At 74.1% G+C, this 15,788-nt stretch carries 15 protein-coding genes; 5 read left to right on the forward strand and 10 right to left on the reverse strand.

Translation table 11 applies throughout. The features are described 5' to 3' along the window. From ABZ444_RS50260 to ABZ444_RS50270, 3 genes are all read left to right on the forward strand, one after another. A partial coding sequence (locus tag ABZ444_RS50260; RefSeq protein ID WP_358012250.1) for a thioesterase domain-containing protein occupies positions 1–2,300 on the forward strand: 2,300 nt, incomplete at its 5' end. Continuing rightward, entirely contained in the window at positions 2,297–3,739 is a 1,443-nt protein-coding gene (locus ABZ444_RS50265; protein ID WP_358012253.1) for an amino acid adenylation domain-containing protein, read from the forward strand. The genes ABZ444_RS50260 and ABZ444_RS50265, both read left to right, overlap by 4 nt. After that, positions 3,736–3,975 (forward strand): phosphopantetheine-binding protein, encoded by a 240-nt coding sequence (locus ABZ444_RS50270; protein WP_358012256.1) that lies wholly within the window; start codon positions 3,736–3,738, stop codon positions 3,973–3,975. The genes ABZ444_RS50265 and ABZ444_RS50270 overlap by 4 nt, the downstream gene beginning before the upstream one ends. A gap of 38 nt (positions 3,976–4,013) precedes the next feature. On the opposite strand, the gene ABZ444_RS50275 is transcribed toward ABZ444_RS50270, so the two are convergent. From ABZ444_RS50275 to ABZ444_RS50315, 9 genes are all read right to left on the reverse strand, one after another. Then, positions 4,014–4,676 carry a hypothetical protein gene (locus tag ABZ444_RS50275; protein WP_358012259.1) on the reverse strand — a complete coding sequence of 221 codons (663 nt, stop codon included), beginning with the start codon at positions 4,674–4,676 and terminating at the stop codon, positions 4,014–4,016. Between the two features lie 25 nt (positions 4,677–4,701). After that, complete coding sequence (locus ABZ444_RS50280) at positions 4,702–5,493, reverse strand: AfsR/SARP family transcriptional regulator (RefSeq protein ID WP_358012261.1); 792 nt, start codon at positions 5,491–5,493, stop codon at positions 4,702–4,704. 24 nt (positions 5,494–5,517) lie between these two features. Further along, a complete protein-coding gene (locus ABZ444_RS50285; RefSeq protein ID WP_358012264.1) occupies positions 5,518–8,595 on the reverse strand; it encodes an amino acid adenylation domain-containing protein in 3,078 nt (1,025 codons plus the stop codon). Between the two features lie 17 nt (positions 8,596–8,612). After that, the gene (locus tag ABZ444_RS50290) at positions 8,613–9,281 is read right to left on the reverse strand and encodes a hypothetical protein (protein WP_358012267.1); all 669 of its coding nucleotides are present in this window, start codon (positions 9,279–9,281) and stop codon (positions 8,613–8,615) included. 97 nt (positions 9,282–9,378) lie between these two features. Then, complete coding sequence (locus ABZ444_RS50295) at positions 9,379–9,627, reverse strand: Lrp/AsnC ligand binding domain-containing protein (RefSeq protein WP_358012269.1); 249 nt, start codon at positions 9,625–9,627, stop codon at positions 9,379–9,381. 34 nt (positions 9,628–9,661) lie between these two features. Beyond that, complete coding sequence (locus ABZ444_RS50300) at positions 9,662–10,294, reverse strand: hypothetical protein (protein ID WP_358012272.1); 633 nt, start codon at positions 10,292–10,294, stop codon at positions 9,662–9,664. Continuing rightward, positions 10,291–11,064 carry a HisA/HisF-related TIM barrel protein gene (locus ABZ444_RS50305; RefSeq protein WP_358012274.1) on the reverse strand — a complete coding sequence of 258 codons (774 nt, stop codon included), beginning with the start codon at positions 11,062–11,064 and terminating at the stop codon, positions 10,291–10,293. The genes ABZ444_RS50300 and ABZ444_RS50305 overlap by 4 nt, the downstream gene beginning before the upstream one ends. Positions 11,065–11,078: 14 nt before the next feature. Continuing rightward, positions 11,079–12,098 carry a zinc-dependent alcohol dehydrogenase family protein gene (locus ABZ444_RS50310; RefSeq protein WP_358012276.1) on the reverse strand — a complete coding sequence of 340 codons (1,020 nt, stop codon included), beginning with the start codon at positions 12,096–12,098 and terminating at the stop codon, positions 11,079–11,081. Positions 12,099–12,163: 65 nt separating this feature from the next. Then, positions 12,164–13,414 carry an FAD-dependent oxidoreductase gene (locus ABZ444_RS50315; protein ID WP_357988813.1) on the reverse strand — a complete coding sequence of 417 codons (1,251 nt, stop codon included), beginning with the start codon at positions 13,412–13,414 and terminating at the stop codon, positions 12,164–12,166. A 194-nt stretch (positions 13,415–13,608) separates the two neighbouring features. Between ABZ444_RS50315 and ABZ444_RS50320 the strand changes: the two genes are divergently transcribed. Continuing rightward, on the forward strand, positions 13,609–14,448 hold the full coding sequence (locus tag ABZ444_RS50320) for a universal stress protein (protein ID WP_357988816.1): 840 nt from the start codon (positions 13,609–13,611) through the stop codon (positions 14,446–14,448). 28 nt (positions 14,449–14,476) lie between these two features. Here ABZ444_RS50320 and ABZ444_RS50325 read toward each other — a convergent pair whose 3' ends face one another. Next, a complete protein-coding gene (locus ABZ444_RS50325) occupies positions 14,477–14,599 on the reverse strand; it encodes a hypothetical protein (protein ID WP_358012279.1) in 123 nt (40 codons plus the stop codon). Between the two features lie 93 nt (positions 14,600–14,692). Between ABZ444_RS50325 and ABZ444_RS50330 the strand changes: the two genes are divergently transcribed. Next, a complete protein-coding gene (locus ABZ444_RS50330) occupies positions 14,693–15,379 on the forward strand; it encodes a hypothetical protein (protein WP_358012282.1) in 687 nt (228 codons plus the stop codon). Positions 15,380–15,788 lie beyond the last annotated feature (409 nt).

The raw sequence follows: 15,788 nt of genomic DNA on the forward strand, positions 1-15,788 counted from the left end.
CGGCGGCGGCCGCCCGCGTGCAGCCCTGGGTCACCACTGCGGGGCGGGCGCGGGAGCCGGGGGGTGTCGGGCTGGTTGGCGCCGGCCCGGGCGGTCGGCGCCTCGGCGGCGCCGCAGAGGCGCTGCGCGCCTGCCTGCCGGCCGTGCGGGAGGCCGACGCGCGCGCCCGGACCGTCCTCGCGAAGCGGCTCGGGCTCGACCCGGACGTGCTGGGCCGGGACGGCGGCGACACGCTCGTCCAGCAGGTGAACCTGTTCGTGCTCGGCTACGGGATCGCGCGCCAGCTCATGGACTGGGGTCTGCGGCCGGTCGCCGCGCTGGGCTCCAGCCTGGGCGAGTACACCGCGGTGGCCGCCGCCGGGCTGTGGACGTTCGAGGACGCACTGGTCCTGGTGGCGGAGCGCGCGACCGCGATGCGTGACTGCCCGCCCGGCCGGATGCTGGCCGTCGATCTGCCGCTCGACCGGGTGGCGGAGGCGGTGCCCGGGTTCGGACGGGACACCAGCCTGTCGGTGGCGGTCGAGGACGTCGGCCGTACGGTCCTGGCCGGCCCGCAGGAACGCGTCGAGCGTCTGCGCGAGGAGCTGGCGGCGGCCGGAGTGGCGCACGTGCCGCTGCGTACGGGCCACGCCTTCCATTCCCCGTCCATGCGCGGGGCCGCCGACGCGCTGTCGCGGGCCGTCGCCGGGACGCCCGTGCGGGGCGGCCTCGACTTCACCGTGCTGTCCGGCCTCACCGGCGAGCCCCTGGACGCCGGGACCGCGGCCGATCCCGGCTACTGGGTGGCGCAGCTGTGCGGCACCGTCCGAATGCGCGCCTGCGTGGGCAACCTGCTGTCCGGGCCGGCCGAGTTGTTCGCCGAGCTGGGCGCGGGGACCGCAACGACGGCCTCCGTGCGGCGCCATCCGTTCTGGAACGCGGATCTCGCGGCCGTCGCCCTCCCCGGCCGCCACGGCACGGACAGGACCGGCGTGCTCGACGCGCTGGGCTCCCTGTGGGCTCACGGCGCCCCCGTGAACTGGGCGGACGTGGACGACCCCGACCGGGACGCCCCCACCGGAGACGACCCCGACCGGGACGACGCCGGGGCCTGGCGGCGCCCGCTCCCGGCCCCGCCGTTCGACCCGGTCACGCCGGACGACACCGCCCCGCTCCCGCCGCCCGCGACCACCCGCGACCGTCCGGACGCCGCCCGCACCTCCTTGGAGGACCTGTGGCGGGACGCGCTCGGCGTGGACGCGGTCTCCCCCGACGACGACTTCTACCGGCTGGGCGGCGAGTCCCTGGGCCTGGTCCGGCTGGCCGCCGCCGTGCGGGAGCGGCTGGGGGCCGAGATCCCGGTCGGCGTCCTCGCCGAACGCCCCACCTTCGGCCACCTGCTCGACCTCGCCGGACGCCCCACCTTCGGCGAGCTGATCGACCTCGCCGACCGGCACTCCGCCGACGACGAGCAGGACGACGGGCCGGACGACGGGCCGGACGACGGGCCGGACGACGGGCCCGCGCTCCTCGCCCGGGGCACGTCGCCCGCCCCGATCTTCCTGGTGCCGCCCGCGTCGGGCAGCTCGCTCGCCTACCGGCCGCTGGCCGCCGCCCTGACCGGCCGGACCTGCCACGCCTTCGACACCCCCGGGCTCGTCCCCGGGACCCGCCACCCCGGCACGGTCGAGGCCCTGGCCGCCGGCCACGTACGACAGCTCCGGCGGGTACGGCCGGAGGGGCTGCCCGTCGTCCTGCTCGGCTGGTCGATGGGGGCGGTCGTGGCCCACGAGATGGCCAGGCAACTGACCCGTGACGGCGACCCGGTCGCCCTCCTGATCTGCGTGGACGGCCATCCGCCGCCAGGGCCCGGCATCCCCGTGGGCGCCCACCCCCGCCACCTGGCCGACGCACTGACCCATCTGCGCCACCTGCGCCGTGCCCGCCGTCGCCCCGGCGGATCCGCCACCGGGACCACCACCGGAGCCGCCACCGAGACCGGACGGCGCATCGCCGGGCTCGTCGAGGCGTCCGGCGACGGGTTCGACCTCGCCGGGGTCTACCGCCGCAACCTGCGCGCGCTCCTGCGCCACCGCCCGCGCCCGGCGCCCTGCCCGGCGGTCGTCCTGCGGGCCGGCGCCTCGCCGCGCCGCCGCCGGTGGCTGGAACGGTGGCTGTCGTCCCTGTACCCGGCCGGCGTACGGGTGCGGCCGATCCCCGGGGACCACTGGAGCGTGCTGACCGGCGAGGGGGCCGCCGCGATCGCCCGTGCCGTGCAGGACGTCCTGCCCCCGACCACGCGAGAGGTGAGCCGCCCGTGAACGTGACTGTGCCCGACATGGTGGCGCGGATCGCCGCCGCCCATCCCGGCCGCCTCGCGATCGAGGACGACCGCGGCGGCCTCACGTACGGCGAGCTGCTCAGGCGCGCCGTCAGCGGCGCCGCCGCCCTGGACCGGGCTGGCCCGCCCGGCGCGCCGGTCTGCGTGCGCCTGCCGCGGGGGCGCGACTTCGTGGTCGCCGCGCTGGCGGCCATGTTGTCCGGCCATCCGTACGCGCCCGTGGACGTGGCGCTCCCCCGGCGGCGGCAACGGGCCCTTCTCGACCAACTGGGGCCGGACACGATCCTGGTGTCCGGCCGCTCCGGCCGCACGCCCCGTGAGCTCGACCGGGGCGGGACGGAGTACCGGCCGGCCCGAGCCCGGGCCGCCTACATCGTGCACACCTCGGGGACCACCGGGACGCCCAAGGGGGTCCTGATCGGCCACGAGAGCCTGGCCAACCTGGTCGCCTGGCATCACCGCACCTACCGGACAGGCCCGCGCACCCGTCAGCTGCACACCGCGGGCCTGGGGTTCGACGCGGCCGTCTGGGAGATCTGGCCCTGTCTGTCCGCCGGGGGCACGCTCGTGGTGGCACCCGACGAGGTGCGGGTCTCGCCCGTGGAGCTGGTCGAGTTCGGCCGCGAGCGGGCGATCGACATCCTGTTCGCCCCCACCCCGCTCGCCGAGATGATCGTCGAGCTGGACGCCGACGACGACATCCCCTGGCGCACGATGCTCACCGGCGGTGACGCGCTGCGCCTGCGCCGGCTCCCCCGGGGCTGGGACCTGGTCAACCACTACGGGCCCGCCGAGGCGACCGTCTGCGCCACCTGGCACACCGTCGGCCGGGTGCCGGACTCGGGCCTGCCGCCCATCGGCCGGCCGATCGACGGCGCCCGCGTCGTCCTGGTGGACCCGCGGGGGCGGCCCGTGCCGGCCGGGAGCACCGGCGAGATCCACATCGGCGGTACGGTGCTCGCGCTCGGCTACCACCGCAGGCCCGAGGAGACCGCCCGCCGCTTCGTCACCCTGCCCGGCCTTCCCGGCCGCTGGTACCGGACGGGCGATCTGGCTGCCGTCAACGCTCGCGGCGAGCTGGAGTTCCAGGGGCGGATGGACGACGGCCAGCTCCAGGTGCGCGGCGTCCGCGTCGAGGCCGCCGAGATCGAGGCCGCGCTGCTGCGCCATCCGCGCGTCCGCCAAGCGGCCGTCGCCACCGTCGGCGACACGCGTGCCCTCGGCGCGCTCGTCGTGGTGTCCGGGCCGTGCCCCACCGTGGGGGAACTGCGGCGCTTCATGTCGGCGGAGCTGCCGGAGAGCGCCATCCCCACCCGGGTCGTGCCCGGCCCGGCAATCCCGCTGACGCCCAACGGCAAGATCGACCGGCCCGGCGTGCGGCGCCGGCTGGCGCAGGAGCAGAACAGGAGCGGACGATGACCATCCCCCTGACCGGCATGGTGGAGATCTGGCGTGAGGTCCTCATGGTGGACGACGTCGGCCCCCGATCCGACTTCTTCGACCTCGGCGGCCACTCGCTGGCGGCCACCCGCATCGTCCAGCGGGTCGAGGAGGTGTGCGGCGTCCGGCTTCCGGTGTCCGCCGTCCAGGACCATCCGACGCCCGAGGCCCTGACCGCCCATGTCGCCGGCCCGCGGGGCACGGGCCGGGGTTAGGGATGCAGGCAGGGCCCGATCCGCGGGCCGCCGGAGCGTCAGCCGGTCGACACCGCTCGCCAGAAGTACCCCATGACGTCGCGCATCACGTCGCTGAGGCGCAGCGCCTCGTCCGGGTCGTCGCCGGCGTCGAGCCCGGCCTGGATGAAGGCGACGGCCGACGCGCTCAGCCCCTCCGGCTCACTGCCGTAGAAGGCCACCGCCTCTTCGGGCGCGCCGATGCCGGAGCTGCGCAACCAGGCGCCCAGCTCGTCGGAGGTGGAGAAGTACGAGCGGACGTCCACCAGCGAGGCGGCGCCCAGACCGGCCCGGTTCGCGTTGAGCGCGAGCCAGCTCAGGTAGGAGCCGTAGGCGTAGGCGGTGAAGCCCTCCGCCTGCCCGTCGGCTCCGGTGCGCGGCTCGATGGGCAGCACGCGCGCGCAGTCCAGCAGTTTCGTCCGGGCGCGCGACGCCATTTCCTGGAGCTGCAGGCAGTACACGTCCTCCGGCCGGCCGGTGAATCTGGACGCGGCCAGCGCGTAGGCGGCGAGCTCGGTGCGGTTCAGCCGCACCTCGAATTCCAGCAGCCGCCGCAGATCCGCCAGGGCGAACCGCCCCTCACGCAATTTCGCGACGATCGGATTGTCGATCGGATTTTCCGCCGTCCGCCGGTCGATCTCCTGCACGAGGGAGACGGCGTCGAGCCTGCGGTCGGTCTTCATATCGGTTTCTCCTTTTCTCGTCCGGCTATCTGGTGGAACGATTGAGAATGGCCAGCATTTGCCTTTCCAACGCGGGCGAGGGGGACAGCCCGATCTCTTTCGCGAAGGACACGCGGGCAAGCTGGTAGATCCCGAGCGCGTCGGCGGGACGGCCGGCGCGATGCAGCGCGACCATCAGCTGGGAATAGAGCCGTTCTTCGAGGGGGTTCTGCAGCACCAGCGCCTCCAGCTGGGGGATGATCTCGACGTGCCGGCCCAGGTCGAGGTTGATCTCTATGAGGCTGGCGGTGGTCAGCATCCGCCGGCTCTCCAGGAGCTGCGCGGCCTGGTCCCTGATCGGGCCGCGCGGCACGTCCTGCAGCGCCGGGCCGCGCCACAGCGCCAGCGCCTCGCGGAGGAGGGCGAGGGCCTTGTCCGGCTCGGCCGACTTCAGCGTGTTCGCCGCCGCGTCGAGCTTTTCGAAGCGCACGGCGTCGATCGCGTCGGCTGGAACCTGGAGACAATATCCGGGATAGCGGGTCTGCAGCGATATTTCCAGGCCGTGGCGTTCCCGCCAGCGCATGATGGACATTCGCAACCGGGACGCGTGCGCGTGCAGCGCGTTCGCCGCCTGCCTGGGCGGGTCGTCCCGCCACAACTCGGCGACCAGGTCCTCGACCGGGACGACGTCGCCGTGCCGGAGCAGCAGCACGGCGAACAACGAGCGTTTTTTCGGGCCGGCTATCTGGATCCGGTCTTCATCGACCCTGACTTCCAATGGGCCCAGAATATCAAATGAGATCATCATCGCCCGTATCGATTGTGCCGCGCCGGCCACTCAGGCATTCCTGTAAATGTTAACTTAGCCACGTGAACCGGGCGGAGAATGTGTTTCCCGGGGTGCTGCTGTGCTTTGATGCAGGTAGCCGGTTTCGCGCAGCCAGCCGATATAGAGGTCGAGCAGCCCGGCGTCCACGGGCGGGCAGGCGGCCGGCACGTCCGGGACCGCCTCGGCCAGGTTCGTGAGATCCGGCTCGGGCAGGGCGCCGGTGAGCTGCCGGGCCGTCACGGAGCCGTCCGCGGCCTCCTCACCGGTGAGCAGTGTGAGGTACCCGGCCAGCGGCGCGGCCGGGTCGGCGGCGCACAGACGTTCCATCTCCCGGACCCAGTCCTCCCTGGAGATGACCCGGACGGGGTAGCCTTGCCGGCGCAGCCGCTCGACCAGCAGGGGCAGGGCGGCGGGGCGCGGGTTCGCCAGATGGTAGACCCGGCCGCGCGCGGGCGCCCCGGCCAGCAGCGCCACGACGGCCTGCGCCACGTAGTCCACGGGGACGAAGTCCAGCCGGAGCGGCACGTCCGGCGCGAGCCCGGTCTCGGCGATCGCCTTGATCACGGCGGCCATCATGGTGCCGGTGTTCCACACGCCCCGGTCCCGGCTGCCGGTGATCTCGTACGGCCGGTAGAGGGCGACCGGCAGCCCGCGCCCCGCGGCCTCGCCCAGCAGGGCCTCGGCCACCCATTTGGTCTCCGCGTACCCCTGCCGCAGCCGTTCCGGGCGCGGCAGCGGATCATCCTCGCGCACGCGCCCGCCGGTGGGCGGCCCGTCCGCGGCGGCGAGCACGTCCACCGTGGACACGTGGTGGAACGGACGCGCGCGCCCGCCGTGGGCGGCCAGGCGGATGAGCGAGCGCACGCCGCCGACGTTGGCGTCCTGGAGCCGGGAATAGGGGTAGACGAAGTTCACCTGGGCGGCGGCGTGCAGGATCACATCCGTGTGGTCGGCCAGTCCGTCCAGCTCTGACTGCGGGAGTCCCAGGCCTGGCAGGGCGAGGTCGCCGGGCACCGCGGTCAGCCTCGTGCCGAGGTCCGCCGCGGGCAGGCCGTACCTGCGCAGGGCCGCGCCTACCCGGCGGAGCCCGTCCGCGCCGTCCGCCGCCCGCACGAGGCACGACAGGCGCAGGTCCGTGACGTCGAGCAGCCGCCGGACCAGGAAGGCGCCCAGGAAGCCGGTCGCGCCGGTGACCAGGATCTCCCGAGGGGGCGCCGGGTCCGCCGGGCCGAAGCGGAGGCCGGGGTCGAGCCGGGCCTCCCAGGCGAGGTCCACGGTCGGTTCGCTCTCCATGCCGCCGTCGGCGCCGCTGCGCAGGGCGGCGATCCGGGCGGCGAACGCCTCCAGCGACGTCGAGTCCAGCAGCGCGCGCACCAGCGCGGGGCCGGGGAGGCCGCCCATGCCGGGACGGGCGCGCAGCGCGGTGACGATCTGGACGGCCTGCAACGACGTGCCGCCGAGCTCGTAGAAGTCGTCGGCGCGGGACTCCACCGGCGTCCCGAGGACGGCCGCCCACACCTCGGCCGCGCACCGCTCGACCTCGCCCCGCGGCGGGTCGGCGGGGCCGGCCGGCGGCTGGTCGCCGGTCCCGGCCAGGGCGCGCGTGTCGATCTTGCCGCTGCTGTTCAGCGGCAGCTCGTCGGCGACCGCCACCCGGCCGGGGACCATGAACGCGGGCAGCCGGTCCCGCAGGAACGCCCGCACCCGCCGCGCGAAGGGCCGCGGCTCCTTCCTGCGCCACGGCACCGCCCACGCGACCAGCGCCCGGTCGCCCCGCCCGGATTCCCGTACGGTCACGGCGGCCTCGCGCACCTCGGGATGGGCCGCCAGCTCCGACTCGACCTCGCCGATCTCCACCCGGTGGCCGCTGATCTTGACCTGCCGGTCCAGCCGGCCCAGGAAGTCCAGCACGCCGTCCGGCCGCCAGGCCGCCCGGTCGCCGGTCCGGTACATGCGCGCGTCCCCGCCGAGGAACGGGTCGGGCAGGAAACGTTCGGCCGTGCGTTCCTCGTCGCCCATGTAGCCGAGCGCCACGCCGTCGCCGCCGACGTACAGCTCGCCCTCCTCCTCGGGCTCGCACGGGCTGCCGTCCTCGCGCAGCACGTAGCACGTGGAGTTGGCGATCGGCCGTCCGATGGGCACGCGTTCGGCGTCCGGCGGCAGCCCGGTCATCTCGTGGGCGGTGGAGAACGTGCCGTTCTCCGTGGGGCCGTAGCCGTTGACCAGGTGCTCGGGCGGGCCGGCGGCCAGGACGCCGCGCACGCAGTCGGGGTTCAGCACGTCCCCGCCCGCCACCAGGTAGCGCAGCGAGGAGAACATGCCGGGGTCGGCGAAGCCGAGCTGGTGGAACAGGCCCGCGCTGAGCCACATCACGGTCGCGTCATGTTCGCGTAGCTCGCGGGCCAGGTCCGGCGGCGACAACAGCGCCTCGGGCTCGGGCACGACAAGGTGGGAGCCGTTCAGGTGCGCCCCGAAGATCTCGAAGCAGGACACGTCGAACGTCGGGTTCGTGGTGGCCACGACGACGTCGTCCGGGCCGAGCGCGGCGCAGTCCGTCGCCGTCGCCATCCGGACGGCGGCGCGATGCGGCACGGCGACCGCCTTCGGGACGCCGGTGGATCCGGAGGTGAAGATGACGTAGGCCAGATCGGTCGCCGAGGCCACCTTCGGCGGCAGCGGCCCGGCCTCGGGCACCGGCCCGTCCAGCGGCAGCACGTGCCGCGCGTCCAGCGACGGACGCCGGTCGGCGCGCGTCACGACGTGCTCGACGCCCAGCCGCCGGGTCAGCTCGCGCAGCCGGGCCGCCGGGTCCCCGGGATCGAGCGGGACGTACGCGCCGCCCGCCTTGAGCACGGCCCAGATCCCCACGACGGCCTCGGCCGACCGTTCCACGGGCAGGGCCACCGGCGTCCCCGCCCGCACGCCCTGCCGCCGCAGCACCCTGGCCAGCGCGTCCGCGCGGCCGGCCAGCTCCCGGTAGGTCAGCGTCCGGCCGCCGCCGGTCAGCGCGGGCGCGTCCGGGGTCCGGGCGGCCTGGGCGTCGAACAGCTCGGGCAGCACGGCGTCGCGCGGGTAGGGGCGGGCGGTGTCATTCCATTCCTTCAGGCTCATGCGGGGTCCTCTCCAGCTCAGCCGGTGTGCGCGGCTGCCTTCCAGAAGCTGCCGATGTGCTCCTCCAGTTGCCGGGCGCGGGTGATCGCGGTGGCCTTGTCCTCGCCGTTCCGCAGGCCGTGCTCGACGACCTCCAGGGCCCGCCGTTCCAGCTCGTCGGACTGGCCGCCCTCGTAGTAGTCGACGAACTCCTGCGGCACGTCCAGCCCCTGCTTGCGCACCGCTTCGAGCAGTGCCTGGCAGCCGGGGAAGTAGACCGTCATGTCGGTGTGGAGGGCCAGCGCGTTGTCGGCCTGGCCGCCGTGCAGGGCCAGCCACGAGACACAGCCGTTGAACGCCTGCGCGTCGGGCCCGGACGGCCACCGCCCCGCCGCGTCCGGGTCCATGCCCAGCGGGCGGACGCAGGCCAGCAGCTTGGGGTGCGCGTCGTACACCAGGCGGGCGACCTCCAGGTAGAGGCCGACGACGGGGCTGTCGGAGAAGCGGGCGATCACGGTGCCGTACGCGGCCAGCTCGGCGATGTGGCACTGCAGCTCGATCCCGACGAGCCGACGCAGGTGCTCCAGGGTGAGCCCGCCGACCTCGGCCAGGTCCAGCAGGCGGTTGCCGACCGGAGAGCGGTCGCGCAGCCGTTGGAGCTCGGTGACGGCGGAGGTGGCCAGGGTGAGGTCTACGGTGGCGGTCATGGTGAAGCCTTTCTGTTGTGCGAACCTGTCTGCCTTCCCCGAGGCCATGACAAGGGCCTGACGCGGACCTGACATCCGGCTGCCGTGCCGCGCGGCCCTAACCGAGCAGCGTGCGGACGATCAGCTCGGCGGCGAGGTCCTGCGCGCCGGCCCGGCGCAGGCGCGCCAGCGTCCCCCGGAGCTGCACGCCGTCCTCGCAGGCCACCCGTACGGTGACGTCGAAGTCGCCGACGACCACATGCGCGCCGACCACGCCGCTCATCTCGCGCAACCTTCGCTCGTAGTCGCGCGTCGTCACCCCCGGGGCCAGGCGGACGTGCACGTCGGCCCGGACCGGGGCGGTCATCCCGGGCTCCTGCCGTGGCGTCCGGGTCGTCTCCTCACGTGCGGGCCGCCGCCGTCCAGAGCAGGGCCATGTACCTGTCGCACAGCCGGGCCGCGCGCAGGGCCTCGCCGGGGTCGTCCCCCCGGGCCAGGCCGTCGTCCACGACGGCTGCGGCCTCCCCGGTCAGCAGCGGGTCGGGACTGTTGCCGTAGTACGCCGTGAACTCCTCGGGCACCGTCACGCCGTGCTCGTCCAGCAGCCGCACCAGCTCGACGGCGCCGCCGTAGTAGACGCCGTCCGGGGCCGAGTACAGCGACAGGGCCATGGCCGCCTGGCTGCCGTGCAGGGCCAGCCAGGAGACGTACCCGCAGAAGGCGTGCGCGGCCAGGTCGTCGCAAAGGTCCGGCGGCTCGCCCAGACGCTCGGCCACGACGGCGAGCGCGGCACGCGCCCCGTCCACCAGCCCGGCCACCTTGAGCAGGAACCCGGCGGCCGGCGGGTGCGGGAACTGGGTGAGCAGCTCGCCGTAGGCCACCAGCTCGGCATGGTGGTAGGCGCGCTCGATCGCGACGAGGCGGCGCAGGTGATCGACGGTGACCCGGCCGTCGGCCGCCAGGGCGAGCAGCGGGTTGGGCGGCGACTCCGCCCGGGCCCGCGCCAGCTCCTTGACCAGCGTCTCGGCGGTCATTCCGCGGCTCCTTCCGCCGGGTTTCTGAGGCCGCCCTTGTCGAGGAACTCATGCGCCTGGGTCATCGTGGCCTGGCCGCTGTGGAACAGGTTGTTGACCAGGGCGTGCCGGGCGCCGCCCGTCGTGAGCCCTTCGTACAGGTGCTCGACGGAGCCGGCGCCGCCCGAGGCGATGACCGGTACGCCCACCGCCGAGGCGATGGCCGGCGTCATCTCCAGGTCGTAGCCGTTGCCGGTGCCTTCCTGGTCGAGGCTGTTGGCCAGCAGCCGGCCGGCGCCCAGGTCGGCCAGCATCTTCGCCCAGACGACGGCGTCCAGGTCGGTCTCCTGCTCGCCGCCGCGGATGGCGACGTTCCAGCGGCCGTCGCCGGCGCGGGCGACGTTCATGACGCCCACCACGCGGCCGGATCCGTGCCGCTGCACGAGCGTATGCAGGACCGAGGGGTGCTCCACCGAGGTGGTGCTCAGGCCGACCGCCGCCGCGCCCGCCGCCAGCAGGGCCTCGGCCGCCTCGATGGAGGGCATGTAGCCGTTGTCCACGGTGACCCAGAACGTGCCGCCCGTCCCGCTCAGCGCCTGGATCAGGGGGAGGAACGTCTCGTGCTCCGTCCACGGCTCCTGCACGTCCACGAAGATCGGCCCGGCGCCGTCGCGCAGGTAGACCGAGGCGATCTCGACGGCGTCGGCGGGGTCGGCCAGACCGGCGATCCCCGAGGGCGGCGTCGCCCTGCCGCCGGCCACGTCGATGCACGGGATGATGAGGTCGTTCATGATGTCCCTTTCCGTCATTCGGGTTGTGGGTCGCCGGCCGGCCCTGGGGCGGGGGCGTCCGGTCGTCGTTCGGTGAGCAGCACCTTTCCGGCGCCGCCGGTCCGGGCGCTGTGCCGCACCGCCGCCCGGACCTCGGGCAGCGCGTACCGGCCGGCCACGTCCACGCCGGGCCGGCCGCCCGCGAGGTCCGCGACCACCTCCTCGGTGAGGCGGGCCCGGTCGTGCGGGTCCAGCGCGGCGAGCCGTTCGGGCAGCCAGAAGCCGCTCACGGTGAGGGAGGAGAAGATGACCTGGCGGGACGGCAGCGGGATCGGCTCACCGGACAGCGCCCCGAACACGACCAGCCGGCCACCGGGACGCAGGCAGTCCAGCAGACCCCGGCCCACCTGGCCGCCGACCGAATCGATCGCGGCAGCCGCCCCGCCCGACGTGACGGCCAGCACCCGGTCCACCCACGGGCCGCCGGAGACGTCGATCACCTCGTCCGCCCCCAGCAGGCGCAGCGGCGTCACCTGTTCCGGCCGCCTGACCAAGTGCAGGCACCGGATCCGGCGTCTGGCCGCATGGGCAAGGACCATGCGGCAGACGGCCGACGCGCCCGCCGACAGCAGCAGCCACCCGCCGGGCGGCACGTCGAGCTGGTCCACCAGCAGGCGCGCCGCGAACGGGTTCACCGTGAGCTGGCAGGCGACCTCGTCGGGCATGGCGTCCGGGACCGCGATCAGCTCGGCGGGCGCGGCGCTGACGTAGTCCTGCCAGGTACCGGTGGCGGCCACGGCGACCCGCGCGCCCTCGCGGTACGTGCCCGCCCGGTCGGCCCGCTCCACCACGCCCACGCCCTCGAACCCCGCCGGTGCGGGGAACGTCGCCTCGCGTCCGTATTCCCCTCGCACGTACATGAGGTCGGAGGGGTTGATCGGCCGGGTGGTCATCCGTACGAGCAGGTCGTCCGGCCCCTTGACGGGGACGGGCACGTCGTCCACGGACAGGACGGCGGCGGGGTCACCGTGATGATGGAACCGCACGGCACGCATGACATACCTCCTTGCCTGGGTCGGATGTGTCTCGGTCGGGTGTGTCTGGTTCGGACCTGTCCCGGTCAGGCGGACAAGAGCTGCGCCAGGCGCGGCGAGCGCGGCGCGAGCCTGCGGGCGACGGCGACCGCCGACCGCACGGCCGACTCCTGGCTGGAGACCCACGTGGTGTACTGGCCGGCGAGGTGCAGCCCGCCCCGCCCCTGCAGCGCGTCGAGGCGGCGCTGGGCCCGGACCGCCGCGGGCGTGATGAGCAGGTGCCGGTAGTTCTCCCGCAGGACCACCTGCCTCGGCAGCTGGTCGCGGTGGGTGAGCTGGCTCTTGAACACCTCGACGCCCCTGGACGGGCCGAACCAGTCGGTGCTCTCGCTCCAGCCGTCGTGCACCTCGAAGGCGCTGGTCGACCAGTGGGCACGGCTCTCGGGCAGATATGCGGGATCCAGGTGCAGCGCGTACGTCGTGTCCACCGGCTCGAAGCCGGCCAGGACGTCACGGACCTCCTGGGCGCCCGCCAGCGGCCCGAGCAGCCGCACCGCCTCCCACGGCGGCACCGCGAGGACCAACTCGTCCACGACGTGCCGCTCGCCGGCGGTGTCGAGGAGCTCGTAGCGCCCGTCCGCGCGGCGGATCTGCCGCACCCCGGCCGCGGTCCTGATCCTGGCGGCGGGGGCCCGCGCCGCCAGGGCCCAGGCCGTGCTCTCCAGCCCCGGGAGGAGCTGCTGCCATCTCGGCTCGCCCGCGGTGTTGACGTAGAAGGCGACGGCGGCGCGGGCCGAGAGGGTCATGGCCTGTTCGAGGCTGCAGCAGAACAGGAAGGCCGGGCGGGCGTAGAGCACGTCCCGTTTAATCTCCTGGCTCACCGGCAGGGGCTCGACCAGGTCGGCCAGCGGTCGTTCCCAGCTGACGTCCTCCTTGTCCCATTCGGTGGCCCGCTGGAGGAAGGTCCCGACCGCCTGCCACGCCGCCCCGAGCCGCTCGTCCCGGGGCCAGGACGCCTCCGGGGTGTGCGGGCTGACCAGCAGCGGCTCCCGGCGTCCCGCCTTCAGGACGGTGAGCGAGGCCGGCAGGTCCACGAACTGCTCGTCGCCGTACCCCAGCAGCTCCAGCAGCCTGCGATGCGTGGGGAACAGGTCCGGCGAGATGTCCTGGGCGCCGAGGTCGAGAGTCGCCTCGCCGCCGCCAGCGCGGACGCGGACCGACCGCATCGTGCCGCCGACGCGGTCACGGGATTCGAGCACCACGGTCTCGCAACTGTCGGCCAGGAGCCAGGCCAGGGTGAGCCCCGACAGACCGGCTCCGACGATTCCGACGCGCATGTCATTTCACCTTGAGAAAGCTAGAGGGGACGTGCTCCGGTAGCGCGCCATTACCCGCCGCCCTGGAGATCGCACGGCGACTTCCGGAGCAATCGCCAGGCGTACGGCGGATGTCAGCGCGAATTCAGGACCATGTCAGGAATGCGTGGCAGCGAATTGTCCGGCAATGCCTGCGCGATGAAGGAGGAATTTTTATGAACGGGCCGTCGAACAGGGCTCCTGTGGTGGTCGGCGCCGACGTGTCCGCGCCTTCGTCCGTCGCCCTGGAATGGGCGGCGGAGGACTCGATCCGGCGGAAAAGGCCGTTGCGGATCGTGCATGCCATGGATCTGGCCGGATATTTCGCGGGGCCTCCGGCGGCCAAGGCGTTCGCCGCTCCGATGATCGTCGAATCGGCGCACGAGATCGCCGTGGGGGTCGCCGCCGACGCGCTGGCCCGGGTCCGTGGCAGGCGGCGGCACCCGGCGGTGACGGCGCACGTCGCGCCCGGCGCGCCGGCGGCCGTCCTGCGCGACGCGGGGCGGGACGCCGTCGAGATCGTGGTCGGCCACCGTCCCCGCAACGAGGTGATCGATCTGCTGTTCGGCTCGGTCGCCCTCGCGCTGGCCGCCAGGGCCGACGCGCCGGTGGTCGTCGCCAAGGGCGCGACGGCACGTCCGTACGACGACGTCGTCGTGTTCCTGGAACCAGGGCCCGTGCCGGACGCCCTCCTCGGTTACGCCTTCCGGACCGCGTCCGCGCACGGCGTCCGGCTGCGCGTTCTGCGCGCCGACTCGGCCGCCGGGCCTTCGCTCGGCGGGTGGCGGCGGCTGCATCCGGAGGTCCGGGTGCACGAGCAGCGCTGCGACGGGGACGCCCGCTCCGCCCTCCTGGCGGCCTCGGTCGCGGCCCGCCTGCTCGTGGTGGAGTCCCGGCGTCCGGCGGGGGTTCTGGCGTGGCGGCGGCCGTGGGGGCTGGCCCGGCTGATCCGGCGCTCGGCGTGTCCGGTGGCGATCGTCCCCGCGCCGGCGGGCTCCGGGCGGCTCGGGCCCTGAGCGGCGGTTCGCAGCGCGGCGGCCGGCGTCATGCCCAGCCGAGTCCGTGGCGGGCCAGGCGGTCGAGCGCCTCGTCGAGGATCGGCCAGGGGTGGCCGAGGAACAGCCGCACGTGGGCGTGGCCGTCGCCGGGAGGGCCAGAGGTGACCATGCTGCCCGTGCCCGGCAGGACGCCTGCCCGGTCAAGGCAGAGCAGGCGATAGCCCTCTTCCCCGCCAGGCGTCTCACCGTTGCCGGCGGAGGGGTGGCCGCCGGCATCGCGGCAGCGCTGCTGCTGCCCGGCGTGTTCGGCGGCGGCTCGGCGATGGCAGCGTGGACCGCGACGCCGCACACGGTGAGCGGTGACCGGGCCATCGACGCCCAGGAGAAGTGCCTCGACCATGCCCAGGACACCGCCAAGCGCACAACCGGGCGCGACCTCGGCTTCCGGCCCGTGGTGACCGAGGGCCGGGGGCCATGGACGCTCGTCTACGTCAACGACGGCAGCAGCCACCTGGCCGAGATCACCTGCCTGCTCCGCGACGGCGACCTCGTCGGCGCGCATGGCAGCGCGCCGGGGCCCGGCGCACAACCGCTTCCACCGGTTCCTGCGGGGTCGGCGCGGGCCGCCCTCGGCTCGGCCCTGAGCACGAGTGAGGAGAGCGTGCGTACCGTGACCGGCAGAGTCGGTGCCGACGTGGTGGGCCTGGAGCTCTCCACGGAGGCGAAAGGCGACGTGACCGCGACCGTCACCGGCGGCTACTTCGCGGCCTGGTGGCCGGACGCGCCGACGACGGAGGAGCGCGAGAACGCCTCACTTCGTGGCGGCGTCAAGAGCGTCACGGCGATCCTCCAGGACGGGTCGCGGCACAGCGTCTCCCTCGAGGAGCTCACCGGCCTGACGAGCACGCAGCTGAACACACCGGCCACGGGCGGCTCCGCGCGCGACTGACCTGGCCGCGCCTCACGGTCCGGCGCCGCGAAGCCGCTACGCCCCAGGCGACGACCACTCTCTGTGACCGAGAACAGGTTCAGGCTCATCGAATAGGCGACACCTGAATACGCGAGGTCGCCAGTGTGGCACCCCTTCGACGCCGGCGACGGATGACCGCGCTCTCCGGTCTTCGAGGAGGCTGGGTGCAGAGATCAGTGGTACGCCTGTCGCCGCGCTCCGGGCGGGAGAGGAGGGTTTGCCGTCTGCGCAGCGTGCCGTGAGAGGTAGAAGGGCAGGCCACCGTCGGGACATCGAACCGCGGAGGTGATCGCCACCCCGTTGGCCGGTTGCGGACAATTCCCGTCAAAGCCTACCCAAGGGGTGTAATCAACCCTTTGTGGCACGTAACGTCAATGTCGGTCCGGTC

It is taken from the genome of Nonomuraea sp. NPDC005730 (genome assembly GCF_040630865.1).
Taxonomy (GTDB): domain Bacteria; phylum Actinomycetota; class Actinomycetes; order Streptosporangiales; family Streptosporangiaceae; genus Nonomuraea.